General features: G+C 41.7%; 25 protein-coding genes. 24 read left to right on the forward strand and 1 reads right to left on the reverse strand.

The features are described 5' to 3' along the window. Positions 1-96: 96 nt before the first annotated feature. Complete coding sequence (locus ACWI_RS19015) at positions 97-264, forward strand: hypothetical protein (protein ID WP_175440930.1); 168 nt, start codon at positions 97-99, stop codon at positions 262-264. A 60-nt stretch (positions 265-324) separates the two neighbouring features. Here the strand turns inward: ACWI_RS19015 and ACWI_RS09300 are convergent, their stop codons facing one another. Next, on the reverse strand, positions 325-1,083 hold the full coding sequence (locus ACWI_RS09300; RefSeq protein WP_070371162.1) for a peptidylprolyl isomerase: 759 nt from the start codon (positions 1,081-1,083) through the stop codon (positions 325-327). A 300-nt stretch (positions 1,084-1,383) separates the two neighbouring features. On the opposite strand from ACWI_RS09300, the gene ACWI_RS09305 reads away from it, so the two are divergent. The 23 genes from ACWI_RS09305 to tig all read left to right on the forward strand — a co-directional run bounded on the left by ACWI_RS09305 (position 1,384) and on the right by tig (position 26,533). Next, a complete protein-coding gene (locus ACWI_RS09305; protein WP_070371163.1) occupies positions 1,384-1,803 on the forward strand; it encodes a MarR family winged helix-turn-helix transcriptional regulator in 420 nt (139 codons plus the stop codon). 37 nt (positions 1,804-1,840) lie between these two features. Next, complete coding sequence (lon, locus tag ACWI_RS09310) at positions 1,841-4,228, forward strand: endopeptidase La (protein ID WP_070371164.1); 2,388 nt, start codon at positions 1,841-1,843, stop codon at positions 4,226-4,228. Positions 4,229-4,371: 143 nt separating this feature from the next. Beyond that, positions 4,372-6,456, forward strand: coding sequence for a DNA mismatch repair endonuclease MutL (gene mutL / locus ACWI_RS09315; RefSeq protein WP_070371165.1), 2,085 nt, complete (start codon positions 4,372-4,374; stop codon positions 6,454-6,456). A 1-nt stretch (position 6,457) separates the two neighbouring features. Then, positions 6,458-7,423, forward strand: a complete 966-nt coding sequence (gene miaA, locus ACWI_RS09320) for a tRNA (adenosine(37)-N6)-dimethylallyltransferase MiaA (RefSeq protein ID WP_070371166.1) — start codon at positions 6,458-6,460, stop codon at positions 7,421-7,423. Positions 7,424-7,428: 5 nt separating this feature from the next. Further along, positions 7,429-8,733: a methionine gamma-lyase family protein gene (locus tag ACWI_RS09325; protein ID WP_070371167.1), complete on the forward strand. Its 1,305-nt coding sequence runs from the start codon at positions 7,429-7,431 to the stop codon at positions 8,731-8,733. 31 nt (positions 8,734-8,764) lie between these two features. Then, entirely contained in the window at positions 8,765-8,938 is a 174-nt protein-coding gene (locus ACWI_RS18500) for a DUF896 domain-containing protein (RefSeq protein ID WP_084633607.1), read from the forward strand. Positions 8,939-8,975: 37 nt separating this feature from the next. Continuing rightward, positions 8,976-10,412 carry an aminopeptidase gene (locus ACWI_RS09330; protein ID WP_070371168.1) on the forward strand — a complete coding sequence of 479 codons (1,437 nt, stop codon included), beginning with the start codon at positions 8,976-8,978 and terminating at the stop codon, positions 10,410-10,412. Positions 10,413-10,737: 325 nt separating this feature from the next. Then, positions 10,738-12,069: an electron transport complex subunit RsxC gene (gene rsxC / locus ACWI_RS09335; protein WP_070371169.1), complete on the forward strand. Its 1,332-nt coding sequence runs from the start codon at positions 10,738-10,740 to the stop codon at positions 12,067-12,069. 11 nt (positions 12,070-12,080) lie between these two features. After that, positions 12,081-13,037, forward strand: coding sequence for an RnfABCDGE type electron transport complex subunit D (locus tag ACWI_RS09340; RefSeq protein ID WP_070371170.1), 957 nt, complete (start codon positions 12,081-12,083; stop codon positions 13,035-13,037). Then, entirely contained in the window at positions 13,037-13,660 is a 624-nt protein-coding gene (locus tag ACWI_RS09345; RefSeq protein WP_070371171.1) for an RnfABCDGE type electron transport complex subunit G, read from the forward strand. Before ACWI_RS09340 ends, ACWI_RS09345 begins: the two co-directional genes overlap by 1 nt. 13 nt (positions 13,661-13,673) lie before the next feature. Next, positions 13,674-14,264 (forward strand): RnfABCDGE type electron transport complex subunit E, encoded by a 591-nt coding sequence (locus tag ACWI_RS09350; RefSeq protein ID WP_070371172.1) that lies wholly within the window; start codon positions 13,674-13,676, stop codon positions 14,262-14,264. Positions 14,265-14,276: 12 nt separating this feature from the next. Continuing rightward, on the forward strand, positions 14,277-14,855 hold the full coding sequence (gene rsxA / locus ACWI_RS09355) for an electron transport complex subunit RsxA (RefSeq protein ID WP_070371173.1): 579 nt from the start codon (positions 14,277-14,279) through the stop codon (positions 14,853-14,855). 12 nt (positions 14,856-14,867) lie between these two features. After that, the gene (locus ACWI_RS09360; RefSeq protein WP_070371174.1) at positions 14,868-15,869 is read left to right on the forward strand and encodes an RnfABCDGE type electron transport complex subunit B; all 1,002 of its coding nucleotides are present in this window, start codon (positions 14,868-14,870) and stop codon (positions 15,867-15,869) included. A 416-nt stretch (positions 15,870-16,285) separates the two neighbouring features. After that, positions 16,286-17,146 (forward strand): RluA family pseudouridine synthase, encoded by an 861-nt coding sequence (locus ACWI_RS09365; protein WP_243134714.1) that lies wholly within the window; start codon positions 16,286-16,288, stop codon positions 17,144-17,146. A gap of 13 nt (positions 17,147-17,159) precedes the next feature. Continuing rightward, the gene (locus ACWI_RS09370) at positions 17,160-19,352 is read left to right on the forward strand and encodes a transglycosylase domain-containing protein (RefSeq protein WP_070371176.1); all 2,193 of its coding nucleotides are present in this window, start codon (positions 17,160-17,162) and stop codon (positions 19,350-19,352) included. 12 nt (positions 19,353-19,364) lie between these two features. Continuing rightward, on the forward strand, positions 19,365-19,718 hold the full coding sequence (locus ACWI_RS09375; protein ID WP_070371177.1) for a cupin domain-containing protein: 354 nt from the start codon (positions 19,365-19,367) through the stop codon (positions 19,716-19,718). Further along, entirely contained in the window at positions 19,715-20,371 is a 657-nt protein-coding gene (gene nth / locus ACWI_RS09380; protein ID WP_070371178.1) for an endonuclease III, read from the forward strand. Before ACWI_RS09375 ends, nth begins: the two co-directional genes overlap by 4 nt. A 75-nt stretch (positions 20,372-20,446) precedes the next feature. Then, a complete protein-coding gene (locus tag ACWI_RS09385; RefSeq protein WP_070371179.1) occupies positions 20,447-21,592 on the forward strand; it encodes an ABC transporter substrate-binding protein in 1,146 nt (381 codons plus the stop codon). A 71-nt stretch (positions 21,593-21,663) separates the two neighbouring features. Next, complete coding sequence (locus ACWI_RS09390) at positions 21,664-22,569, forward strand: branched-chain amino acid ABC transporter permease (protein ID WP_070371180.1); 906 nt, start codon at positions 21,664-21,666, stop codon at positions 22,567-22,569. A 3-nt stretch (positions 22,570-22,572) separates the two neighbouring features. Further along, positions 22,573-23,580: a branched-chain amino acid ABC transporter permease gene (locus tag ACWI_RS09395; protein ID WP_070371181.1), complete on the forward strand. Its 1,008-nt coding sequence runs from the start codon at positions 22,573-22,575 to the stop codon at positions 23,578-23,580. Beyond that, positions 23,577-24,335, forward strand: coding sequence for an ABC transporter ATP-binding protein (locus ACWI_RS09400; protein WP_070371182.1), 759 nt, complete (start codon positions 23,577-23,579; stop codon positions 24,333-24,335). Before ACWI_RS09395 ends, ACWI_RS09400 begins: the two co-directional genes overlap by 4 nt. A 10-nt stretch (positions 24,336-24,345) precedes the next feature. Next, entirely contained in the window at positions 24,346-25,050 is a 705-nt protein-coding gene (locus tag ACWI_RS09405; RefSeq protein WP_070371183.1) for an ABC transporter ATP-binding protein, read from the forward strand. A gap of 184 nt (positions 25,051-25,234) precedes the next feature. Further along, complete coding sequence (tig, locus tag ACWI_RS09410) at positions 25,235-26,533, forward strand: trigger factor (protein WP_070371184.1); 1,299 nt, start codon at positions 25,235-25,237, stop codon at positions 26,531-26,533. Positions 26,534-26,548 lie beyond the last annotated feature (15 nt).

A 26,548-nucleotide genomic window follows, 5' to 3' on the forward strand; every position in this document is an offset into this window, starting at 1 on the left:
TATTCTGTTGCGGGAATTATTGCAAGCCTGATGGTTTAAAAGTAAAAAATGGGGTACAAATCAGATCATAGACTAAAGAAAGCTGGAGGAAATAAAATGTGTTGTAAAAATAATGAAGAGAGCCAATGCTGTGTAGCGGTTCATAAGGACAAAATTGTCCCGTGCGCTTTAGTTGTGCTTACAATTGCCTTTACGATTGCGGGGTTTGTCATCGGCCATCGTTTTATCGGCAAAGGGTGTTGTGAAAATCAGGATGAAGAATAGAGAAACGGAACGGTAAGAGTTACGAAAAAGACCGAAGCGAAAAACGCTTCGGTCTTTTAATCATAGGGTGCTTGCTTCCATTTTGACTGGATATTTTTGTTTGAGGTCTTCGACCTTGCCGATAAATGCTTTGTTCTGCTTTTCACGCAGTAAGTAATTACGAGCATTTTCCTTTACGGCATCAAAGGGGATCGTTTGAGCGATCTTGCGATCAGTCAGCTTAATAATATGGAAGCCAAACTGTGTTTGTACTGGTAGTTCGGTCATCTCATCGATTTCAAGGGCAAAGGCGGCGGATTCGAATTCGGGAACCATTTGACCTTTAGAAAAATAACTGAGGTCTCCACCTTTTTCATTGGATGGACACATCGAGTACTCTTTCGCAGCAGCTGCAAAGGATTTTCCATTTTTGATTTCTTCAATCACGGTTACAGCTTGCTCTTCAGTCGGCAACAAAATATGGCTGGCTCGAATACTGTCGGGAGCAATGAACTGGTTCGGGTTCTCATCGTAAAATTTCTGAACTTCTTCATCAGGTACGGTGATATCCATCATGAATTTGGCAATCATATGGGTTTTAAGCAGCTTTTCTTCAGCATCGATGAGCATTTTTTGAAACTCTTCACTTTCATCGACCTTTGCTGCCTTGCCTTCTAAATAAAAAAGCTCTTGAGCAATGAGTTCTTCTAGCAATTGACGTCGACCTTCTTTCGAAGTAAATTGATTTGCTTGTTCTTGGGGTAATTGTCTTATTAAGGCATCGAGATCCGCAGAGTAAATTGTTTTACCATTGACGGTAGCCAAAGGGGTTTTTTCCATAATCGTCTCCTTTAGGTCCAAATAAATTTATTATCTTATATGATCATAGCCTGTGGATGGATCTTTGTCAATACGTAGTTCAGCTAGGCTACGAATCAAAGTAGCATACACTTGTATCTAAACTGGTGTTGAGGGTAGCGCCTATGAGCAGGATGATTATGTGATTTGATCGATTTACATTAAGTAAAGCTTAATGATTCCGAATAATAAGACGGCATGATTGACAATTATGAAATGGAGCGCTATACTAGTGATAGATAGTTAGGTAAGCGCTAACTAATAAAAAAGTTGGGTGATAATATGACTTGTAAGAAAAACGAATTATATGAGGCCTATCATAAACTGCTGAAACTGGATGCGGCATTGCATGAAAATGAAACCTGTCAGTGTCAGGCGGAAGATGTTACCTCAAAACAGAAATATTATCTGAAAATTATCGATAAGAATTATCGTGTCACCTTTAGTCAATTGGCTCAGGAAACACGAAATTCGAAACCGACGATTACTGAATTGATTAGTAAATTTATTTCCATGGGCTGTGTGTATCGTGAACGTTCACCAGAGGATGGCAGGGTGTATTTTATTTATCTCACACCAAAGGGTAAATCAATTGCCAGATCCGAGGAAAGAACCCAGATTCAAATGATTGAACGTATTAAAAGCAGTCTCAACGATGAAGAGCTGGATCAATTGATCACCTTACTAAACAAAATCCTTTAATAAAAAACAAATCTTTAGAGGATGAGGAGGAAGAAAAATGAGTACACTAGAAATTAAAAGCGCACCATTAATCCCGATTACGGAAACTGTAATTTATCCGGGGATTTCAAATCGTATTTTTGTCAACGAAGATATTGGTAATAATATCAAAGAACTGATCATTAAAAATAATACCCTGGCCATCGGCTTGTCAACTAAGGATTATAAAGGATTGGTTCAATTGACTGCTGATTCCTTTTATCGGATTGGCGTGTTAATGAAATTTGACAACATTCAGAAATCCGATAATGGTTTCATTATTGATATTACTACCATCAATCGTGTAAAGGTTCTGGATTTTACCTTCGAAGAAAAACAGATTACTGCTTCATATACTGTTCAAGATGATATACTGGACATTAATGCTGATGAAGAGCAGGAAATGATTGTTTACATTAAAGGATTGATGAAAGACTTAAGTCATAATTTTAAAGGAGCTGAGTATTTTGTCAGTATCCTGGAAGGTCTGCCTTCATTAGAAGAAATTATGGGTTATACCATTCCGATGATGGGCATTCCATTAAAAAGCAAACAGGTTCTTTTAGAAATTGATTCATTAAAAGAACGTGCCTTGAGCTTTATTGACTATATTATCCGGGAAAAAGATTCGGTTCATTTGCAACTGGAAATCAGCAAAAAGTATTCCCAACGAAAGGATAAAACCTATCGTGAAGCGATGCTTCGGGAACAGTTAAAAAATATTAAAGCCGAACTCGGAGAACTCGATGAAGAGCTGGAAGAAGAAGCCGATTACCGCAAAAAAGTGCTGGATTCGGATATGCCCCCGGATGTTAAAAAAATCGCCTTGAAAGAGGTCAGGAAATTTGAAAACTCACCGCCCAATGGGGGTGAAAGCAATGTGATTATGAACTATCTGGATTTGCTTTTAGAACTACCATGGACCAGTGAGAAAAAAGAAATTGATATTGAACACGCCAGAGCGGTATTGGAGTCTCATCATTTTGGTATCGATGATGTAAAAAAACGAATCATTGAACATCTGGCCGTAATGAAATTAAAAAAAGATAAACAAGGTTCAATCCTGCTGCTGGTGGGACCTCCGGGAACCGGCAAAACCAGTTTGGGAAGGAGTATTGCTGAAGCGTTGGATCGTAAATACGTACGAGCCAGTCTGGGTGGGGTTCGGGATGAGGCTGAGATACGAGGCCATCGTAAAACATACCTGGGGGCAATGCCAGGACGTATCATTAAAGGTATTGCCAATGCTGAAGCTAAGAATCCGGTGTTTATCCTGGATGAAATAGATAAAATGGGCATGTCCCACCAGGGTGATCCTGGTTCAGCTTTGCTGGAAGTATTAGACCCAGAACAAAATTGTACCTTCTCGGATCATTACCTGGAAATCCCCTACGATTTATCAGAGGTATTTTTCATCGCAACAGCTAATGATTTGAGCACCATCCCAGCACCGCTCTTGGATCGGGCAGAAATAATCCAGCTGTCGAGTTATACCAACGGCGAAAAGAAACGGATTGCCATCGATCACCTGCTGCCAAGTGTTTTAAAAGACCATGGATTGACCACTGAGATGCTTCAGATTGAAGATTCTGCCATCGAAGCAATTGTTGAAAACTATACAGCTGAAGCGGGCGTTCGAGGTTTGACCAAGCAGTTGGCAAAAATTGCCCGAGTTGTGTCGGAAAAAATTGTCTCTAAAAAAGTTGAGCTTCCCTTTGTTGTGACAACGAAAAACCTGAGTGACGTGTTAGGTAATAAAACCAGACGCCATGAAAAAGCTGGTGAAAATAACAAACCTGGCGTGGTAACAGGAATGGCATGGACAGCAGTTGGTGGAGAAATTCTCTTTACCGAAGCAAGCCTGATGCCGGGAAGTGGTAAGTTGACGTTGACGGGCCAATTGGGTGATGTCATGAAAGAAAGTGCTACGATTGCGATGAGTCTGATCCGATCCCGCTTGGGTGATCTGGCCAATGGCTTTGACTACTTTAAAAATGATACCCATATTCATGTTCCGTCCGGATCAACACCTAAAGATGGACCATCCGCTGGCGTTACCCTAACGACTGCACTGGCTTCATTGATCCTGGGGAAACCGGTTGATTCAAAACTATCCATGACAGGGGAAATTACCTTAAGTGGTCAGGTATTACCGGTGGGCGGCATTAAAGAAAAGGTTATTGCTGCTCAACGCAGCGGCATCACAAAAGTATTATTGCCAAAAGATAATGAAAAAGATGTCAGTGATATTCCTGAAGAAGTGCGCAATGCCTTAACCATTATTTATGTTGCAACCATTGAAGAAGTGCTAAAAGAGGCATTGGGGATCGAATTACCAGAATCTAAATTGGTATTAAATAGACCACAAGGTGATTCCAATGTGCAACTGAGTATGGTTGAGGAATAAATTCCATTATTAAAAAAAGCGATAAGAAAAAGCTGTTGAGTAGAGTAGAAAGGAAGCTGTCAAATGGCAGCTTTCTTTTTTTCTAACCGGTTCAGTCGACGGCTGTATTTTCTTATGATATAATATCTCCCATGAAAATTAAGATGTTAAATAACGAAACAATCAATAAAATAGCCGCTGGTGAAGTTATCATCCGGCCAGTATCTGTGGTAAAGGAACTGGTGGAAAATGCCATTGATGCTGGAGCAGATCAGATTACGGTGATTGTTGAGGCAGGCGGTAAAAACCGAATAACGGTTCGGGACAATGGTTGTGGGATAGCGTATAATGAGATTCCATTGGCCTTTAAACGTCATGCCACCAGCAAGTTGTCAACCATTGAAGATCTGGAAGAAATTGAATCGCTGGGGTTTAGAGGCGAAGCCTTGTCCAGTGTAGCGGCGGTGGCTAAGGTTCAGATTACGACGCGATTCGAGAATGAAGAGATTGGGAGCCAGGCCCTGTTCGAGGGGGGGGCTCTCATTCATCAGCGGGTCTGCGCCTATAATCGGGGGACTGAAATTACAGTGAAAGATTTGTTCTATAATACCCCGGCCCGTCGAAAGCATTTGGAAAAGGACAAAAAGGAAGAGGCGATCCTCCGGGATCAGTTAGAGAAAATTGCTATTTCGCGCCCGGAGATTCGTTTCCAACTAAGCAGTAATGGACGAATGGTTCTCGAAACCCCCGGCACAGGAAAGGTAATCGATGTGGTCAAAAAACTTTTCGGGGGTGAAATGGCAGACAATCTGATAACCCTTAATTATGAAAATAAGCCGATGAAACTGGGAGGGTTTGTAGGGAATCTAAAAACGATGAGAACGCATCGGGAAGATCAAATGTTTTTTATAAACGGACGATTTGTCAAAAACAACCGACTATCAAAAGCATTAGACGAAGCGTTTGATGGATATAGTATGAAACACCAGCATCCCCTGGGTATTGTTTTTATTGAACTACCTGGTCGAATGTTGGATGTAAACATCCATCCGGCTAAAACGGAAATAAAGATTCTTAATGAAAGCCTGGTTTGCTTGCTTTTTAAACAGGGGATCAGAGAAACGCTCAGAAATGCCAGTCTGATTGTTGAGTTGGGGACAGCACACACGGTTGATTTTGACGATGTTAATGAGAAAAATAAATACGCAGATAAAAAACCGACTGGTAACCATGACGCAGAGATTTTTTATAACGCTGGCAAAATGATAAGCGTGTCAGTAGCACAAAATAACCAGCCAGAAGAGCAAACTACCATTGAGACAGTGCTGAGTAGTAGCGCTTTGATGACTTCTGCGAACTGTTTGGATACGGAATTGTCATCGTCTGAAAAGCGGATGGGGTTTGGTGTTGATCAGAGAAAATCGGCTTTAACTGGACAATCAGAGAAAGCTCAAAACACCGCACCATTAACCGAAAGCTTAAAGGCAGGAAAGATGGCATTGTCTGAGAATGCTGACGTGTATTTTTCATCGGATCGGTACAGGCAGGTTGATAATGATTTGAACATCTTCGAGTCGGGTCGGCCCAATCCGGAAAAGGGTATTCAGGTATCAGGCAGTTCAACAAGTGCCAGAGCGGACATTAAATATCTGACCAAAATGAAAATTGTCGGACAATTGTTTAATGTCTATATTCTACTGGAGGGAGACAAGGAAATCTATCTCCTGGATCAACATGCTGCCCACGAGGCATTCTTAACCCAGGAACTGATGCATCTGTTTAATCGTCAAGAGGTTCTTCCCAGCCAAGGGTTGATGACGCCAATACCGATTAAAATTCGGCCAAAAGATTTAGTGGGAATTGAACAGACCCTGGCGCAATATAAAAATCTGGGTTTTGACTGCGATGTTTTTGGTGAAGACACGCTGTTGGTTCGAAGTGTTCCGATATTGCTTGGGGAACCCCAGAGTCCGGATTTGCTAAAATTGATGATTGACGAGAATTTATTTGAGTGTGATGACAGGTTTTGCGTAAATAACGTTTTTTCAGAAAAAACACAGAATAAAATCATTTCCATGGCCTGTAAAGCTGCCATTAAGGGCGGGCAATCCTTAACTCAGGTCGAAATTAAAAGATTGCTCGAGAATTTGACAAATCTTGATAATCCCTACACCTGTCCCCATGGTCGCCCCATTATAATGAGATTAAAGGAATATGAATTAATGAAATTATTCAAGCGGGTAATATAATATGGAAGTAAAAAAACCGAAAATAGTAGTCATTGTAGGGCCAACAGCCAGCGGAAAAACGGCCCTGGGCGTAGCTCTCGCAAAAAAACTCAACGGCGAAGTCGTTTCAGCCGACTCCATGCAAATCTATAAACACATGAATATCGGCACGGCCAAGGTTACCTCAGAAGAGATGCAAGGGGTGCCCCATCACCTGATTGACTGTGTGCCGCCAGATGAAGAGTTCAGTGTGGCTAAGTATAAAGAGGCAGCGCTTGAAGCCATCGAAGAAATTCTTATAAAAGGAAAACTTCCTATTATAATAGGTGGGACTGGATTATATATCAACAGTCTGAGTCTCCCATGGGATTTTCAAAAAAAAGACAGTGATGAGACAATTCGGTGGCGATTAACGGCTGAAGCTGAAGTTCTGGGCAAAGATGCATTGTATGAGCGATTAAAATTGGTGGATCCAGCCACTGCAGAAATCGTTCATCCCAACAATCTAAACCGCATTATCCGGGCATTGGAAATCTATGAGCTCACAGGCAAACCAAAATCTCATTTTGATGAAGAATCAAGAAAACAGGAAGTGCCCTACGATTATATTATGATCGGTTTGGATTGGGATCGGGAGACTCTTTATAATCGAATAAATCATCGGGTCGATCGGATGATCGAGGAAGGTCTGATCGAAGAAACAAAAATGCTGATTGAAAGGGGTTATGATTGGAACCTGACATCGTTGAAGGCAATAGGCTATAAGGAATTGAAGCCTTATCTGGAAGGTGAGTCCACTTTGGCAGAAGTGGTCAGTATTTTGAAACGGGATTCCCGTCACTATGCCAAACGTCAAATGACGTGGTTTCGAAAGGATGAGCGTATCCAATGGCTAAAAATGGGTGAACCTAGTAATTTAGAAACTCAGGTTATGGAATGCCTTAGTCTGATTAAACCACAGTTAGAATCAATAAATGAAAGCGAGTAAATTGTTTGAACATTCAAAATGACATTAAAACCCATCTTGAACAGGAATTTAAAATATCAGAGTCAGTTATTAATTTCGTAAAAAATACAGAAAAAGATATCGCACTACAGTTGAAGAAATTGGACGATTTGTCGGAGTTGCATCAGTATCGGGTGATTAAAGCCATGCAAAAGGCAGGTTTGGGAGATCGCCACTTCACCGTTTCGACCGGTTATGGTTATGACGATGTGGGTCGGGAAGTAGTGGAAGCTATTTATGCTGATGTATTTGGTGCAGAAGACGCTTTGGTGCGACCGCATATTTCATCGGGGACGCATGCAATAGCATTGGCTCTCTATGGTGTATTGCGGCCTGGTGACCATTTATTGGCTATTACTGGTTCACCTTATGACACCATACGTACTGTTATTGGTCTGGAAGACACTGGTATTGGCCAGGGAACGATTAAAGAGTTTGGGGTAAACTACGATCAGATTGAACTGCTCTCAAACGGCTGTTTTGATGAGTCAGCCATACTTGCTGCAATCACTCCAGAGACAAAAATGATCTATCTGCAACGTTCTACTGGCTATAGCTGGCGTGCTGCGCTTCAAATGGATGAGATGGAAAAGATGATCAAAAAAATTCGTAAAGTAAAAGCAGACGTCATTGTTTTTGTTGACAATTGCTACGGCGAATTTATGGATCGAGTTGAGCCGGTGTCCATCGGGGCAGATTTGATGGCCGGTTCCCTGATTAAAAATCCCGGTGGCGGTTTGGCTCCAACTGGCGGCTATGTAGCGGGACGGGCAGATCTGGTTCATCTGGCTGCCTGCCGACTGGCGGCGCCTGGAGTTGCCAGAGAAACAGGGGCAACACTGGGAATTAATCGAACGTTGTTGCAAGGTCTCTTCCTGGCACCAACTGTAGTTGCTCAGGCAATTAAGTCGGCGGTGCTTTTGGCAGCTTGCTATAAAAAGCTGGGCTTTGCTGTTTGCCCGGAAGTGTCAGATTATCGCAGTGATATTATTCAGAGCATTTGTTTAAAAACGGCTGAAGGGGTCAAGACTTTTTGCCGGGCAATTCAGGAGGCGGCCCCGGTTGATAGCCAGGCCACTCCTGAACCCTGGGACATGCCCGGCTATTCAGATCCGATAATTATGGCAGCAGGGGCTTTTATTCAAGGATCTTCCATTGAACTCTCAGCTGATGCGCCGATGCGAGAACCTTATTATGTCTATTTTCAGGGGGGACTGACCCATTTTCATGGCAAACTGGGGGTTTTGCTTAGCCTCCAGCGGCTTAAGGATAAGCAACTCGTAAAAATATAAAAATTAAGATAAAGAATTTGAGGTAATTAAAATGATAACAAAAGAAAAAATTGATCGAATCAACGAATTGGCCCGGAAGAAAAAAGAGTGTGGGTTGACTGAAGATGAATCGGATGAACAAATGACATTGCGAGCTGAATATTTATCGGCTGTTAGAACAAATTTGAGAGCCCAACTGGACAATATTGAAATTGTCGATAAGTAGAATTGTAAACGAGTCTAGAAACTAAGGAGAAAATGACATGAAAAATAAAGACAAAGAAAAGAGCCCTGCTGTTATGCTTCAGGAACAGCTTGGAAAAAAATGGGAGTTGGCATGGAAAGACCTTGGTGATGAAGAGGTTGAAGAAGTCAAGGCTATCAGCAATGACTATATGCGCTTTTTGACAGCTGGAAAAACCGAACGGCAATGTGTTGAGCTCAGTGTTGAATTGGCTGAAAAGGCTGGTTTTAAACCCTTGGAGACCTATCAGAAAACCGGGGAAATCAAGCCTGGTGATAAGGTTTATATGATTCATAAAGACAAAACTGTCGCTTTCTTTGTGGCTGGTAGCGAACCGATTGAAAAAGGAATGGCTATTGTTGGTGCCCATATTGATTCGCCCCGATTGGATTTAAAGCCATCGCCGTTGTATGAAAGTGATGATATGGCTTTCTTCAAGACCCACTACTACGGTGGCATAAAAAAATACCATTGGGTGACCATCCCGCTGGCTATGCACGGAACAGTCGTAAAAAAAGACGGTGAAACAGTCAACATTTCTATTGGAGAAGCCCCAGAAGATCCTGTTTTTTGTATCACGGACTTACTGCCTCACTTATCTCAAGAACAAAATACAAAAAAAATGACTGAGGGGATTACTGGAGAAGGGCTCAACATTATTGTGGGGAGCCAGCCATATCCGGAAAAAGATCTCAAAGAGGGTGTTAAACTAAACATACTGAATCATTTATATACAAAATATGGGATGATGGAAGAAGATTTTGCCACTGCTGAACTGGAAGTAGTGCCGGCCGGGGCAGCCCGAAATGTTGGTTTCGATGAAAGTCTGATTGGGGGATATGGCCAGGATGATCGGATCTGTGCCTACACGGCGCTCCGTGCTTTGGTTGATCAGGAGACGGTTCCGATTCGCACACGATGTGTAATCTTGGCTGATAAGGAAGAAATCGGCAGTGTAGGCAACACCGGTATGCATTCTCGTTTTTTTGAAAACGCTGTAGCTGAACTTATCGATTTGATGGATGTGAATAAACCAGAATTGGCCATCCGCCGATGTTTTATGAATTCTGAAATGCTTTCTGCTGATGTTACTGCTGGCGTTGATCCTAACTTTGCCGGTACCCACGATAAAGGCAATGCTCCGTATATTGGTAAAGGAATGGTTTTATCAAAGTATGGTGGTGCCCGCGGAAAATCCGGATCCAATGATGCGCATGCGGCGTTTATGGGAAAAATGAGACAAACACTGGAAGCAGCTGGGGTGGTTTGGCAAATGGGAGAGCTTGGCCGGGTAGATCTTGGTGGCGGAGGAACCATTGCCCATATTCTAGCTGAGTATGGAATGGATGTGTTGGATTGTGGTCCAGCGCTATTAAGTATGCACTCGCCATTTGAATTGGCTTCTAAAGTTGATCTTTTTATGTGTTATAAGGGCTATAAAAGCTTTCTGGCGTAGCAAAATGACAAAATAATACCTGTTAAGACGAAATACAGATTTGAAAAACGCATTTGTTAATATAGTAACAAATGCCATATAATCCATTTGTGGTTTTTGTCAGATAAATGTTCACCTTAAAATGATAATTATGGTCTAGAATTTACACTTTTAGAACTATAAATTATCATTTTTTTTATGGGCCCAGCGGGTACAGTATTATTTTAAACAAATTTATCAATTCGTATGGAAAAAAAATAATTTATATGTTATGATACTGCCTATATATACAAGTATACAGTTTCTCTTGTGTAAAAAATTTAATTTGAGGGGTGTTTGACTTAAGATGAATGTAAAACATGGAACCTTTAAGGGGGGAATCCACCCACCCTATAGAAAGGAAAGTACTGCTGAAGTGCCTTTGGGCTTTGGCACAAAGCCGGAAATGGTGATCATACCCATGTCGCTGCACATTGGGGCACCTTGTACGCCGATCGTAAAAAAAGGCGATCAGGTGTTTCTTGGCCAGAGAGTCGGAGAACCAAATGGGTTTGTTTCTGCACCGGTACATGCCAGTGTCTCTGGAACTGTTGTTGCGGTTGAGGAACGTCCACATGCATCGGGAGACCGAATCATGGCGGTTGTTATTGAATCAGACGGTTTGGATACCATCGACCCAAGTATCAAACCATATGGTACGTTGGAAGATATGGATGCAGAGGCCATTAAAAAAATGGTATTGGACTCCGGTATTGTCGGTTTAGGTGGGGCAACATTTCCAACGCATGTAAAACTGGCGATTCCACCAGACAAAAAAGTTGATTGTGTAGTTTTAAATGGCGCTGAATGCGAGCCTTATTTAACGGCCGATCATCACTTGATGTTGAATCAAGCTGAAAAGGTTGTCATGGGATTGAAGGTCGCCATGAAGGCTGTTGGTGTTGAAAAAGGCTTTATTGGGGTTGAAGACAACAAAACTGATGCTATTGAAGCCTTGGTAAAAGCTATTGGAAACGATAGCAGATTAGAAGTATATTCATTGCATACGAAATACCCGCAGGGTGCTGAAAAACAATTGATTGCAGCAATAACGGGTCGTGAAGTCCCATCGGGAGCGCTGCCAGCTGACGCCGGTGTGGTTGTTATGAATGTTGGGACTGCTGCTCAAATCGCTGAGTCCATGACGACAGGAATGCCGTTGTATAAACGTTATCTGACTTGTACAGGGGATGCCATCAAAAATCCCCAGACGATGGAAATTCGTGTGGGAGTTCCGTTCCAGTCTGTCATTGATCAATGTGGTGGGTTTTCTGCTGAGCCTGGAAAAGTAATTTCAGGGGGACCGATGATGGGCGTTACTCAGTTTGAAACTGAAATTCCAGTAATGAAGGGAACATCAGGGATTTTATGTTTGACGAAAGAGTCAGCTAAAATTGCGACGCCTTCGAATTGTATTCATTGTGGCAAATGTGTTGGCGTCTGTCCAATTCATTTACAGCCACTTTATATTGCTGAGTACTCGCAACGAAATAAATGGGATAAATGTGAAGCAAATCATGCCATGGATTGTATCGAATGTGGAAGCTGTTCTTATATCTGTCCCGCAAAACGTACCCTGGTATCGTCTATTCGCGTGGCAAAACGTGAGATTATCGCACAACGAAGAAAAGGAAATTAGGAGGAATATTGATGAATGAATTAAATCTTACAGTGTCATCATCTCCTCATATCCGGGCAAAACATACCACAGCCAACATTATGCAAAATGTTATTATTGCTTTGTTACCTGCATTGGCTGTCGCAGGATATGTTTTTGGGGTATGGGCATTGGCACTCGTAGCTATTTGTATTATCTCGTCAGTTGTTACAGAAGCAGTCATTCAAAAACTGCTAAAAAAACCGATCACAGTCAATGACTGGAGTGCCGTTGTAACAGGTGTGCTTTTAGCATTCAACTTACCGATTAATGCACCCTGGTGGATTGCTGTTGTGGGCTCTGTTTTTGCTATTGCCATTGTAAAACAATGTTTTGGTGGGTTAGGACAGAATTTTATCAATCCAGCCCTGGCCGCACGAGCCTTTCTGTTGGCATCCTGGCCAGGACATATGACCAGTACCGCTTATATTCCGGTTACGGACACGGTTACCACAGCGACCCCGCTGGCATTATTAAAAGCTGGTGATCTGGCAAGTATGCCGTCAACACTGGATCTTTTCACAGGATTAAATGGTGTTTATGGTTGTATCGGAGAAATTTCTGCCCTGGCTTTATTAATCGGTGGGGTATACCTGATTATTAAAGGAATTATCAGCTGGAGAATCCCAGTTATCTATTTATTAACCATCGGCATTTTTGCTTTGTTAGTGGGACAAGATCCAATTGTTCATATTGTCTCAGGTGGTGTCGTTTTAGGGGCCTTCTTTATGGCGACTGATTATGCTTCGTCTCCAGTTACTCCAAAAGGTCAAATCATCTATGCAGTCGGTTGTGGTTTGATTACCATGATCATTCGTATCTACGGTGGATATCCGGAAGGATGTTCGTACTCGATCTTACTGATGAATGTTGCGACACCTCTAATTGAACGCTTCACCAAAGAGCGAATCTATGGTGTGACTAAGATCAAAAAGGAGGCAAAGGCATAATGGAAGCAAAAGAAAAAGTGCAAATCGACTGGAAAGTCGTTTTCAAACTCGGTCTTATTTTGTTGGTTATTTCTGCTGTAGCCGCCTGCGCCTTGGCATTAACCAATTATGTAACAGCTCCTACCATCGAACAGATGAATATTGATGCAAACACGGAAGCACGGCAGGAAGTACTGCCAGATGCCACTGAGTTTGAACAAGTTCCTGAAGAAGATGTGGCAAAAATTGCTTCAGAAATTGGTATGGAAAAACCGGAAGAACTGATGGAAGTCTATATTGGAACAAATAATGGCGAAACAGTGGGATATACCGTAAAGACCGGACCAACTAGCGGATATTCTGGAGAAGTTCAGGTATTAACGGGTATTTCGTCTGACGGAGTCATCACTGGTATTACGATTATCAAGCATAACGAAACCCCGGGTTTAGGTGCCTTGGCAACCGGAGAATGGAATGATCAGTTTACCGGAAAATCAGCAGAAGAAGAACTGGTGGTAGTAAAAGGTACTGCTAAAGAAGGTAGTAATGAGATACAGGCCATTACTGGTTCCACCATTACTTCGAAAGCCGTAACTGAAGGCGTAAATACATCGATTCAAGTTTACCAGACTTTATCAGAATAGGAGGGAAGGCAAGATGAATTTTATGAAAAATCTGACTCGAGGAATCATCCGAGAAAATCCCACCTTTGTACTTGTATTGGGGATGTGTCCAACCCTTGCGGTTACCACATCAGCCATCAACGGTATGGGGATGGGCCTGGCAACCATGTTGGTATTGATTGGTTCGAATGTGGCGATCTCGGCATTGCGAAAAGTTATACCGGATAATATCAGAATTCCGGCCTTTGTCGTTGTTATAGCCTCTTTTGTTACAATTGTCGGGATGTTGATGAAGGCCTATGTGCCAGCACTTGACGCGGCATTGGGTATTTTTATCCCTTTAATTGTTGTTAACTGTATTATCCTGGCTCGGGCAGAAGCATTTGCTTTTTCAAATGGTATTGCTGATTCTTTTGCTGATGCTGTTGGTATGGGATTAGGTTTTACATTAGCCTTAACAGTTTTAGGATCAATTCGTGAAATTTTAGGAGCTGGCAGCATCTTCGGATTTTCTTTATTTGGTGCAGCCTATGAACCAGTGTTGTTAATGATTCTGCCTCCTGGGGCATTTTTAACCCTTGGTCTTTTGATTGGCCTCATTAACTGGAAAACGAAAAAGGCATAGGGGGAGATATCGATGACTTTAATTTTTATAATGATCAGTGCGATTTTTGTCAATAACTTTGTACTGTCACGATTTTTAGGTATTTGTCCGTTTTTAGGGGTTTCAAAGCAAGTTGAAACCGCTGTGGGGATGGGAGTTGCGGTAACCTTTGTTATGGCGCTGGCTTCTGCCATTACCTATGTGGTTCAGTATTCGATTCTTGATCCGCTAAATCTTGGCTACCTGCAGACAATTGCATTTATATTAATCATTGCTGCGTTGGTTCAGTTAGTCGAAATGATTATCAAAAAATCCAGCCCTTCACTTTATCAGGCATTGGGTGTCTATCTGCCATTGATTACCACAAACTGTGCGGTTCTCGGGGTAGCATTAATTAATATTCAAAACGAATACAATTTTATCGAAACCATTTTCAACGGCGTTGGTGCAGCGCTTGGTTTCACGCTTGCTATTGTGCTGTTTGCTGGTATTCGTGAGCGACTTGAAACATCAGCTGTGCCCAAAGCGCTCGAAGGATTTCCCATTGCGTTGTTAACGGCAGGTCTGATGGCCATCGCATTTCTGGGATTCTCCGGAATGAAGTTAGGTTAGGAGGATACGGAAATGTTGAATGAGATTTTAATTCCAGTCGTTATCCTCGGTGTGTTTGGTTTAGTATTTGGAATTGGCCTTGCTATTGCAGCTAAGGTATTTGAAGTATACGAAGATCCTCGTGTGCCATTAGTGCGTGCAGCTCTTCCTGGCGCTAACTGTGGTGGTTGTGGTTTACCGGGCTGTGATGCCTTGGCATCCAATATTGTCGAAGGAACAGCGGGAATTGATGCCTGTCCAGTTGGCGGTGCTGATTGTGCCGCTGCGATTGCGGAAATTATGGGTATGGAAGCTGGCAGTGCGGTTAAAAAGGTTGCCACTGTTATTTGTCAGGGAACCTGTGAAACGGCTCCAAATCGGGCCGAGTACTATGGTGAAATGGATTGTCGGGAAGCCATGATTGCTTCCGGTGGTGCGAAAGGTTGTCGATATGGATGTATGGGCTTGGGAACCTGTAAATCAGTATGTCCTTTTAATGCCATTGTTATGGGAGAAGACGGGTTGCCGAAAATTGACCCGGATAAATGTACTTCCTGTGGCAAGTGCGTGGATGCCTGCCCCAAAGCGATTATGAATCTGGTTCCGGCGACTCAGGATGTTATTGTAAAATGTAATAACAAAGATAAAGGAAAGACAGCAAAACTGGTTTGTACAACTGCTTGTATTGCCTGCGGAGCCTGTGTGAAAGCATGTAAATTTGATGCAATCACCGTTGAAAACAATATTGCCAAAATTGATTATGATAAGTGTGTTCAATGTTATGAATGTGTCGTTAAATGTCCAATGCACACTATTTCTGGTGACGTTGAAACCGGTAAGAAGACAGCATATATCATTGATGCAAATTGTATCGGTTGTGGCGCTTGCGCAAAGAACTGCCCAGTTGAAGCAATTTCTGGTGAAATCAAAAAGCCACCATATGTTATTGATCATGAAAAATGTATTGGCTGCGGTATCTGTTTTAAGAAGTGCAAGAAAAATGCCATTGAAATGCGACCCAATAAAGCCAAATAGTCTATAATTTTACAGGACTCTTCATTGAAAAATGGAGAGTCTTTTTTTATGAAGAATTTATGACAATTCCGTGTTTGTGCAAATTTTTAATGAGAATTTTAGGAAAGATGTATAAAATGGTTTTGCTTTCTGTTAAAATGGTGGTATTGTCGAAATAATCTGTCATATGGTGAACGAAAAATCAAATGTGGATATAACTATTAAAAAATAAAAAAAGTTAACGACTTTGGTCAAATTAAGGTATAATAGTATGCATGTTTTTATTGCTGAGTCGTTTCATGCTAAATTACATAATGCATCATTTATAAACAAATCAGAAAACTGATTGAAACAAATAGTTTTTATATCAGGTCAGATTCGGGGGTAGAATTATAAGTCTCATCTATACTTATCAAATATCAGACAGTCATGAAAAGTTGGTCAGAGAAGAGCTGATCAGTCGTTATTGTTATTCTAGCCGATTAATCAGAGAAATCAAACGGATTGGAAAGATCAGCTTGAATCACAAAGAGTGTTTTCTGGGACAGCAAATCAAACCAGGAGATATCATCGAAATTAAGATGCCCCGGGAAGATATTGATGGGGAACCGGTAGCGGGCAAACTTAATGTTGTTTATGAAGATGATGAGCTTTTAGTAGTCAATAAACCGCCACTTTGTGTGACGCATCCCACAAAGAGCCATCAATTGGATACACTGGCAAATTTCATTAGCTATTACTGGCAGGAACAGGGGACTGCAGCGAAGATTCGCTTTATCAATCGATTGGATCGAGATACCACCGGTATTGTTGCAATAGCCAAGAATAAATATGTGCATCACTATGTACAAAAAGAAATGAATTCTGGTAAGGTAAAAAAGGTTTATCATGCATTTGTTCATGGTAGGCTCCCTAATGAAGTCGGAATTATTGATGCTCCGATCGGCCAGCCCTATGAAGACAGTATTCATAGGATTGTAATGGAGTCCGGAAAGCCATCGGTTACCCAGTATCGGGTACTGGAAGAGTACAGGGATGCTTCGCTGGTGGAGCTGGTGCTGGAAACTGGACGAACCCACCAAATTAGGGTTCATTTAAAATATTTGGGGAATCCCATTATTGGAGATCCCTTGTATCACAGTGATAAGCAGGAAGATGATTGTTTTGGAATGTCTCATCAGGCTTTACATGCTCGAAGTTTGGAGTTATCATTACCCCAAAAAAAGCAGCTGTATGTTCTAGCTGAGTATAACAATGAATTAATAGACCTTCGAAAGCGTCTAATAGATAAAATATAGAAAAGGTGATGGAATGAGCGAAAAGCAAAAAAAGGGGATAAAAAGACGAAAAAAGAAAAAACATATTGGAGTAAAGGTACTGATTGTTCTTTTAGTCCTGGGGATTCTGGGAGTCGGTGTTATGTATTCAATCTATGCTGCAAATCGCATGGATATTTCAGATTATCAGTATCAGGCTAAGGATAAAACGGAGATTTATTCGGCGGATAATGCTCTAATCGCTGAATTGTACACAAAGAACAGAACCAATGTAACGATTGATCAGATTCCGGTGCAATTGCAACAGGCATTAATATCCGTGGAGGATTCGCGTTTTTACGATCATTTTGGAATTGATTTGCTGGGGATTGTTCGAGCGTTTTTTTCAAATATTGCCAGTAATGGGATTGGTGAAGGTGCCAGCACTATCACCCAGCAGCTTGCCAGAGTTCTGTTCTTACCTGATATTGCAACGGAACAGAATTTTAATCAGTCGCTGGTGCGTAAGCTAAAAGAAATTTCTATAGCACTCCAATTAGAAGAGAAGTATACAAAAGAACAAATTCTGGAAATGTACTTCAATGAGTATTATTTTGGTTCAGGAGCATATGGGATTGAAGAAGCAGCACAAACTTATTTCAACAAACCGGTTTCTCAGGTTAATCTGGCCGAAGCCGCAATGCTGGCAGGTTTGCCTCAAGCACCGAGTGCCTATGCACCGAATACTGATTTTGAAGCCGCAAAAAAACGTCAACTGGAAGTACTGACGCGAATGGTAAAAGAAAAATATATTACGCAAGAAGAAGCGGACGCTGCATATGCGCAAGAACTGGTCATCCGCGATCCGGCGACCATTAGTAATGATGATCAGATCGTTGACAATTATGAAGCGTATGTTGGACGGGCACTCAACGAGTATGCGCAATTAAAAGCATCTGCAGTCATGCAGGAGCGTGGTATCACTGAAGACCAGGCAATTGATTATATCAAAGAAAATATTGCCAATGGCGGTTACCGTATTTACACAACCATTAATACGGCGATGCAAGGAGATGCAATCGAAAGCTTGACAAGTGCGTTAGATGGAGATTTGCCCAACGAAACGGGAGCCATCGTCACTGTCGATCTGGATGGGGCGGTTAAAGCATACTATGGTGGGAACACCCAAATCGATATGGCTAACACCCCAAGACAGCCAGGATCGAACATTAAACCGCTTTATTACGCAGCAGCCATGGATAAGGGATTAATTACCCCCAGTACAACTATCTCGGATACTTATACTGACTTTGGTGGATATGCCCCTAAAAACTATGATGGTAGCTATCATGGGACGGTAACTGTTAAGACGGCATTAGTCAACTCTTACAACATCCCGGCTGTTAAAGTATTCGATAAAGTTGGACCAGAAGAAGCAGTAGCGTTTATGCAGACAATGGGTATTTCGACTTTTGAGGATGACGATTATAACTTGGCGACGGCACTTGGTGGGATGACCTACGGAATCAAACCTCTGGAAATGGCGGCCGCATTTAATGTTTTTAATAACGCTGGTGTCTATAACCAACCTTATTATGTCACAAAACTAGAGCAGGTAAATGGCGAGGTTCTATATACAAAAGATTCCTCCAGTACAACGACACGAAAAGTTATGTCGGATACTACGGCAACAAATATGATGAATATCCTGGAAGGGGTTGTTGATTACGGAACTGGTTCTGCGGCGGCCCAGATTTATACCACTGCCGGAAAGACGGGGACAACCCATGATAACAAAGATTTATGGTTTACCGGGATTACCGGGAATCTAACCACTTCAGTCTGGCTGGGGACGCCGGAAAACGATGTGCTTTATGGGGGGAGTTCCCGAGCGGCAGGGATTTATGGAAATTACTTGAGTATGGTTATCGATCAAGACTTGTTGACAACTACTGAAATTGAAAGAACCTCTAACGAGGGTGAAAGTTCCGGAGCCTCTTCGATTGATTCGGGAACAAGTACAACGAATAAAGAAGAAACAACGGAGCCAACCACGCCAACAACCCCGACCACACCGACAACCCCGACAACTCCAACAACCCCGACCACGCCGACGGAGCCAACAACACCAACGGAGCCAACCAAGCCAACAGATCCTACTACGCCAACGGAGCCAACCGATCCGACCACGCCAACAGAGCCAACGGATCCAACGACACCAACGGATCCAACAACACCGACAACCTAATGGAGGATAAAGATGATCATACAAAATGAATCAAAAACACAAGAAATAAAACAGAATATGCGGGGTGGTCACGGGAACGTTGAGATTACCCACATCACTGATAGCGAAATTCTAGGGAAAAACTGCCGACTATTTGCCCAGATCACAGTAAAACCGGGAGACTCCATTGGAGAACATCAGCATACAGGTGAGCAGGAAATATTCTATTTTTTACAAGGAAAAGGGATGGTCGTTGATAATGGCATTCAGTTACAGATAGGACCCGGAGATGTGATGGTCACTCCGGATCAGGGTAGCCACAGCGTTGTCAATACTGGGGATGAGGATTTGGTGTTTATGGCACTGATTCTCAATGAAAATGTGTGATCAAGAAGAATATTGAACAAGTCTTAGCCACATTGGAGTGCCTTTACGGTCAGGAACAATGTGGCTTAGATTTTAGTAGCCCTTTTGAATTGTTGATCGCCACCATCCTATCAGCACAATGCACCGATGTGAGAGTAAATATCGTTACCGGGGATTTGTTTAAGAATTATAATACACCAGAATCGATTTTGTCATTGGGGGAAGTAGGGCTACTTGAAAAAATAAAAACCTGTGGACTGGCTAAAACAAAAGCCAAAAATATTATTTTGACCTGTCATCGGTTATTGACAGAGTATTGTGGCAAGGTACCAGAGCAACTGGATGAACTGATTACACTTCCTGGGGTTGGACGCAAAACTGCCAATGTGGTAATGAGTAATGCCTTTGATATCCCGGCAATTGCAGTTGATACCCATGTTTTTCGAGTTTCACGTCGAATCGGTCTGGCTCAGGGAAAGACCGTTTTGGAAGTTGAAAAAGAATTGATGAAAAATATTCCAAAAGACAAATGGTCCCAGGCTCACCATTGGCTTATCTGGCATGGACGAAAATGTTGTACAGCAAGAAATCCCAATTGTAGCGGGTGTGAGCTAAGCAGCATCTGTGATTTTGGACGTCAAAATATTAAAGAAGCATCGTCTCAAAGCAATTAATTCTTGTGTTTTTCTTAAGAATGGTTTATGATAAGCACTATAAATAATCATTGAAAAGAAAAAGGAGGAAAAGAAATGAAGAAAAGAGTTGTTAGTGTTTTACTTGTTGTTATGTTCACCGCTTCTATTTTTGCATTCGCAGGATGTTCAACATCTGGCGGAAGTTCTGATGTTGTCAAACTTGGTTTTATCGGACCAATGACTGGCGATGCTGCTATTTATGGAAGCTCAGCAGAAGAAGGTGCGCAATTAGCCGTCGCTGAAATTAATGCTGCTGGCGGTATTGATGGAAAAAACATCGAATTGGTTGCTTATGATTCAAAAGCAGATCAAACTGAAGCAATCAATGCTTATAATCGATTAAGAGACCAGGATGGTGTTGTTGCAGTGATCGGCGGAACCTTAAGTGGGGAAACCTTAGCAATGAAAGACATCATGGTTTCAGATAATATGCCAGTACTGTCACCAACAGCAACAGCTGTGGAAGTAACTCAAGATGCTCCAAATGTATTTCGAGCATGCTTCCTGGATGACTATCAGGGTCAAGCTGCTGCTAACTTTGCGGCTACTACTTTAGGTGCAAAAACTGCGGCATTGTTAATCGGAACGGGTAATCCCTACTCAGAAGGTGTATCAGAAGCCTTCAAAGCGGCATTTACAGCTAAAGGTGGCACAATTGCCGGTAGCGAATCTTACGGTACGGCTGATAAAGATTTCAGTGCTCAGTTGACAAAAATCAAAGAAATGAATCCGGATGTCGTATTTGTTCCAGACTATGTTCAAACAGTTGGACCAATTCTTCAAAAAGCCAAAGAAATGGGTATTACCGCAAAATTTGTTGGAGCTGATGGTTGGGATGGCGTTCAAGAAGAATACGCTGACGCCGCTCAGGGAAATTACTTCACCAATCACTATGCTGCCGATTCACCATCTGAAACCGTTCAGAACTTTATCACTGCCTATAAAGCCGAGTATGATAAAGTGCCAAACTCTTTTGCAGCTTTAGGTTATGATGCTGTATATGCCATGGTCGAAGCAATTACTGCAGCTGGTTCTACTGAGTCTGCAGATATTATCACAGCTTTAAATGCGACGGATCATCCTGGCGTTACTGGAACTTTGAAGTTTGATGAAGAGGGAAATCCAAAGGATAAAGAAGTAACTATTATTAAGATCGATGGCGGTCAGTTAAAATATGACTCAACCGTTGTTAACAAATAGTATTTCATAAACGACAATATTACAAGCAGTACAAGGGATATAGGAGAGACCATCTCTTCTATATCCATTTTATGTTATTCTATAAAGGAGGATACATCGTGAATTTATTTCTGCAACAGCTGATCAACGGGCTCAATGTAGGGAGTATCTATGCGCTCATCGCAATCGGTTATACCATGGTATATGGCATTATTAAACTAATCAACTTTGCCCATGGTGAAATCATGATGTTCGGCGCATATTTTGCATTTATTGCTGCCACCAGCTTTCACCTTCCGGTTTGGGCGGTGCTCTTATCATCGATGGTCATTATGGCTATCATTGGAGTTGCCATCGAATTTATCGCCTATCGTCCCTTGAGAAATGCCCCCCGACTGTCTGCGCTGATTACTGCTATTGGGGTGAGTTTGTTTTTGCAAAATCTGGCGTTGATTATTTTTAAGCCAGATCCCAAGGTTATGCCAAAAATATTTCCGGAGACCATTTATAAAATAGGTGAAATCGAAATCAGTTCAACCACTCTGATTACTATAGGTTTGTCACTGTTTTTTATGGTTCTATTGGATCTATTTATTCGAAAAACAAAACAGGGTCGTGCCATGCGTGCCGTATCAGAAGACAAGGATGCTGCGATTCTGATGGGGATTAATGTTAATCGAACGATTTCGCTTACCTTTGCGGTGGGCTCAGCACTTGGTGCTTTAGGCGGGGTTCTCTACAGTGTCGCGTATATTCAGGTATACCCAACAATGGGCGTTATGCCTGGCTTAAAAGCATTCATTGCTGCGGTATTAGGGGGGATCGGAATTATCCCTGGAGCGATGCTCGGCGGGTTTATCATTGGTATGGTTGAAACAATGACAAAAGCGTATCTTTCAACAACTTGGGCTGATGCCATTGTATTTGCGATTCTAATTGTGGTACTGCTTTTCAAACCAACAGGCATCTTGGGAAAAAATACGAGAGAGAAGGTATAAACAATGGATCACAATAAGAAAAAAGCATATTTAATTAATGCAATTGCTATCGTTGCCCTTTACCTTGTATTTTTCGTGCTGATTCAGACGAAGACCATGAACAATTATTTTGTGGGAATTGCCATTATGACTTGTATAATGATTATCATGGCGATGAGTTTAAATATTGTAGCCGGATTTTTAGGTGAAATGGCCTTGGGTCATGCCGGGTTTATGGCCATTGGCGCTTACTCATCTGCCAGTTTTTCGATGGCATTGATTGACGGAGGATTGTCATTGCCGCCAATTGTCACGCTTGTTCTGGCGATGATTGTTGGCGGGATTGTTGCTGGAATTTTTGGATTTCTCATCGGGACACCAACGCTGCGACTCCGTGGGGACTATTTGGGGATCGTAACCATCGGGTTTTCGGAAATTATCCGAATCTTTTTTATTAATTTTGGACCGACTGGTGGAGCCGCTGGATTAAAAGGAATTACCCGGCTGGTGAATTTCAACAATGTCTATTGGATTACGATAATTGTTGCATTTCTGATTTTTACATTAGGCAGATCAAAGCAGGGGCGGGCCATTATTTCCATCAGAGAAGATGAGATCGCTTCGGAGGCTGCGGGGATACCGACCACCCGATACAAGGTATTGGCATTTTCGCTGGCGGCTTTTTTTGCTGGTGTTGGCGGTTCATTATATGCCCACTATCAATCATTTCTGGAGCCGAGCAAGTTTGGCTTTATGTTTTCGATTGAAATGTTTGTTATTGTAGTTTTAGGTGGATTGGGAAGCTTAACCGGCTCAATCATTTCGGCCATCGTTTTGACAGTGTTGCCGGAAATGCTTCGTAGTTTTTCCGAATACCGACTATTGGTTTACTCTCTTGTGTTGATTATCATGATGATTTTCAGACCGCAGGGAATTTTCGGAAGATCCGAATTTTCGCTGATAGCTTTTATTGAATCACTGATTCAACGAAAAAACGTCAAGAATTCCATCGGCGGAGGTGAAGCATCATGACCGTTTTATCAGCAAAAAATATTACGATGCAATTTGGTGGTTTAACTGCAGTTGATCAGTTTAATCTTGAATTGAGTGCTAACGAGCTGGTTGGTTTAATTGGACCCAACGGCGCAGGCAAAACGACAATTTTCAATATGCTAACCGGCGTTTATGTTCCAACAATGGGTGAGATTATGCTTAATGATCAAAGCATCATTAAAAAAACTCCTCACGAAATCGTCAAACTGGGTGCCAGTCGAACCTTTCAAAATATTCGATTGTTTAAAGATTTGACTGCGGTGGAAAATGTAAAAATAGCCTATCACAATTTTATCGACTATAACATGGTTCAGGGGATGTTCAGAACAAAAAAATTCTGGACAGAAGAAAAAAAAGCTCACGAAGAATGCATGAAACTTCTGGATATTTTTGATATGGGCGAGTATGCTGATACCCTGGCTAAAAACCTTCCCTATGGGCAGCAACGTAAACTGGAAATTGCCAGAGCGCTGGCTTCAGATCCAAAAGTACTGATGTTGGACGAGCCAGCGGCGGGAATGAACCCGAATGAAACGGCTGAGCTCATGGAAACCATTCACTTCATCAGGAACAAATTTGACATTACTGTTTTGCTCATTGAACATGATATGAAACTGGTTATGGGGATTTGTGAGCGGATTATCGTGGTAGATTACGGAAAAACTATTGCTGAAGGCACTCCGGATGAAATTAAGAACAACCCTGATGTTATTCGTGCTTATTTAGGAGATTAGGAGGCCGTAAATGCTGAAAGTAAAAGATTTAAATGTACATTATGGAAAAATTCATGCGATCAAGGGTATTAGCTTTGAGGTCAATGAGGGTGAGATTGTTACCCTTATCGGTGCCAACGGTGCTGGGAAAACGACTATTCTCCAAACGATTTCAGGACTATTAAAACCCAGTGAAGGGATGGTGTCTTTTGAAGGCGAAAACCTTAATAAGGTGCCAGCCCATCAAATTCCGGTAATGGGAATAGCCCATGTTCCAGAAGGGCGACGTATTTTTGCCGAAATGACCGTTTATGAAAACCTCCAAATGGGAGCCTATATCAGAAATGATAAGGATCAGATCCAAGAGGACATGGAAAAAATATTTTTGAATTTTCCCCGACTTAAAGAACGGATTAAACAAATTGCCGGAACCTTAAGCGGTGGTGAACAACAAATGTTAGCAATGGGACGAGCCTTAATGACACGACCAAAACTGATTTTGCTCGATGAACCATCAATGGGTCTGGCACCACTTCTGGTCGACGAGATTTTTAACATGATCCAAACTGTAAATGATGCTGGAACAACGGTTTTATTGGTTGAGCAAAATGCGAACAAGGCTTTGCACATTGCCAATCGAGCTTATGTGCTGGAAACTGGATACATTAAACTTTCTGGTAATGCCAGAGATCTTCTGGTGAATCCGGAAGTTCAACAAGCTTATTTAGGTGGTTGATTAAAAAACTGTCTCGCTAGAGGCAGTTTTTTAATGGAGGGGACATCTCTGTTAAATTTGATGTCATACACCTGGAATATTTCTTAAACACCTTGATTTTCATCCTTGATATGAAAATATACCTATGATATACTGTTAAAATTGAATGTGAATATAATTTATAGTGAAAGATACGGAGGATAACATGAGTGCTACAGTAGAAAGTATTGAAAAAAATATTGCAACCCTAAAAATTGAAATAAGTCCGGAGGAATATTCAAAGGCTGTTAAAAAGTCCTATGATAAAAATAAAAAACGTTTTTCGGTTCCAGGCTTCAGAAAAGGAAAAGTACCTAAACAGGTAATCGAATCCTACTATGGAAAAAATGTATTTATGGAAGACGCCATCGATTTTGCCTTTGCGCCTGCTTATACCAGTGCATTGGAAGAAACAGAAATCAAACCAGTAACTCGACCTGATCTGGAAAACATCGAAAAAATCAGCGAAGAAGAAGGCGCGACCTTTATCGTTAAGGTTGGGGTGAAACCAGAAATTAAATTGGGTGACTACAAAGGGGCGGAAGTAGATTCTCTGGAAGCCGAGATTACAGATGAGGAGATTGTGGCTGAGCTGGCAAAAATGCAGGACCAGAATGCCCGACTGGTTACATTAGAAGCTGGTGAAGTTAAAGATGGTGCGACGGTTACCATTGATTACGAAGGCTTTTTAAACGATGAGCCATTTATTGGCGGTAAAGATACTGATTATGATTTAGTAATTGGGAGCGGAACCTTTATTCCTGGCTTTGAAGAACAATTAATTGGTGCTAAGATCGGTGAAGAAGCAACTGTCAACGTTACCTTCCCAGATGAATACCATGCCGAAAACCTTAAGGGACAAGCCGTAGTGTTCAAAGTTGCGGTTAAGGGGATTAAAGAAAAAGAATTGCCGGAATTAGATGATGATTTTGCGAAAGATACCAGTGAGTTTGATACTTTAGACGAACTGAAAGCTGATGTCGCAGCACGGTTAAAAGATGCTAAAACTGCTGAACTGAGAAAAGCGGCTGAAATTACAGCTGTTAATTTTGCAGTGGAAAACGCTGAAATTGATGTACCTTATTTAATGATTGAGGAAGAGGTTGACAATAACCTGCAAAACTTTGAAAGCCAAATGAAACAGCAGGGTATTTCATTGGATGACTACTTTAAATATACGAATGTTAATCGTGAAGATTTCAGAAATAATCTGAAAGAGGATGCAGAAAGAAATATCAAAACGGAGCTGATTCTTTCAAAAATCGGTGAAATGGAAGCTTTGGAAGCAACTGAAGAAGAAGTGGATGAAGAGATTAAAGTATTTGCAGATGCCTATGGACATGATTTTGAAGAATATAAAAAAGGTCTTCAGGAAAGAATGTTAGACTATATCAAGGCAAATATTATTAGACGAAAGACAGTGGAAATGCTGGTAGATGCAGCGACTACAAAAATTTCAGAGTAATAATAAGAAAGCAGG

The sequence above is a fragment of the Acetobacterium wieringae genome, from assembly GCF_001766835.1.
GTDB classification, from domain to species: Bacteria; Bacillota; Clostridia; order Eubacteriales; family Eubacteriaceae; genus Acetobacterium; species Acetobacterium wieringae.

What these genes read in the sequence shown, in the direction of transcription:
- ACWI_RS09305 (WP_070371163.1), top strand. Translation starts at nt 1,384, where the DNA reads ATGACTTGTAAGAAAAACGAATTATATGAGGCCTATCATAAACTGCTG.
- mutL (WP_070371165.1), top strand. Translation starts at nt 4,372, where the DNA reads ATGTTAAATAACGAAACAATCAATAAAATAGCCGCTGGTGAAGTTATC.
- miaA (WP_070371166.1), top strand. Translation starts at nt 6,458, where the DNA reads ATGGAAGTAAAAAAACCGAAAATAGTAGTCATTGTAGGGCCAACAGCC.
- ACWI_RS09385 (WP_070371179.1), top strand. Translation starts at nt 20,447, where the DNA reads ATGAAGAAAAGAGTTGTTAGTGTTTTACTTGTTGTTATGTTCACCGCT.
- ACWI_RS09345 (WP_070371171.1), top strand. Translation starts at nt 13,037, where the DNA reads ATGGAAGCAAAAGAAAAAGTGCAAATCGACTGGAAAGTCGTTTTCAAA.
- ACWI_RS09340 (WP_070371170.1), top strand. Translation starts at nt 12,081, where the DNA reads ATGAATGAATTAAATCTTACAGTGTCATCATCTCCTCATATCCGGGCA.
- ACWI_RS18500 (WP_084633607.1), top strand. Translation starts at nt 8,765, where the DNA reads ATGATAACAAAAGAAAAAATTGATCGAATCAACGAATTGGCCCGGAAG.
- ACWI_RS09350 (WP_070371172.1), top strand. Translation starts at nt 13,674, where the DNA reads ATGAATTTTATGAAAAATCTGACTCGAGGAATCATCCGAGAAAATCCC.
- ACWI_RS09300 (WP_070371162.1), bottom strand. Translation starts at nt 1,083, where the DNA reads ATGGAAAAAACCCCTTTGGCTACCGTCAATGGTAAAACAATTTACTCT.
- ACWI_RS09330 (WP_070371168.1), top strand. Translation starts at nt 8,976, where the DNA reads ATGAAAAATAAAGACAAAGAAAAGAGCCCTGCTGTTATGCTTCAGGAA.
- ACWI_RS09405 (WP_070371183.1), top strand. Translation starts at nt 24,346, where the DNA reads ATGCTGAAAGTAAAAGATTTAAATGTACATTATGGAAAAATTCATGCG.
- lon (WP_070371164.1), top strand. Translation starts at nt 1,841, where the DNA reads ATGAGTACACTAGAAATTAAAAGCGCACCATTAATCCCGATTACGGAA.
- tig (WP_070371184.1), top strand. Translation starts at nt 25,235, where the DNA reads ATGAGTGCTACAGTAGAAAGTATTGAAAAAAATATTGCAACCCTAAAA.
- ACWI_RS09390 (WP_070371180.1), top strand. Translation starts at nt 21,664, where the DNA reads ATGTTATTCTATAAAGGAGGATACATCGTGAATTTATTTCTGCAACAG.
- rsxC (WP_070371169.1), top strand. Translation starts at nt 10,738, where the DNA reads ATGAATGTAAAACATGGAACCTTTAAGGGGGGAATCCACCCACCCTAT.
- ACWI_RS09370 (WP_070371176.1), top strand. Translation starts at nt 17,160, where the DNA reads ATGAGCGAAAAGCAAAAAAAGGGGATAAAAAGACGAAAAAAGAAAAAA.
- ACWI_RS09395 (WP_070371181.1), top strand. Translation starts at nt 22,573, where the DNA reads ATGGATCACAATAAGAAAAAAGCATATTTAATTAATGCAATTGCTATC.
- ACWI_RS09375 (WP_070371177.1), top strand. Translation starts at nt 19,365, where the DNA reads ATGATCATACAAAATGAATCAAAAACACAAGAAATAAAACAGAATATG.
- ACWI_RS19015 (WP_175440930.1), top strand. Translation starts at nt 97, where the DNA reads ATGTGTTGTAAAAATAATGAAGAGAGCCAATGCTGTGTAGCGGTTCAT.
- ACWI_RS09400 (WP_070371182.1), top strand. Translation starts at nt 23,577, where the DNA reads ATGACCGTTTTATCAGCAAAAAATATTACGATGCAATTTGGTGGTTTA.
- ACWI_RS09360 (WP_070371174.1), top strand. Translation starts at nt 14,868, where the DNA reads ATGTTGAATGAGATTTTAATTCCAGTCGTTATCCTCGGTGTGTTTGGT.
- rsxA (WP_070371173.1), top strand. Translation starts at nt 14,277, where the DNA reads ATGACTTTAATTTTTATAATGATCAGTGCGATTTTTGTCAATAACTTT.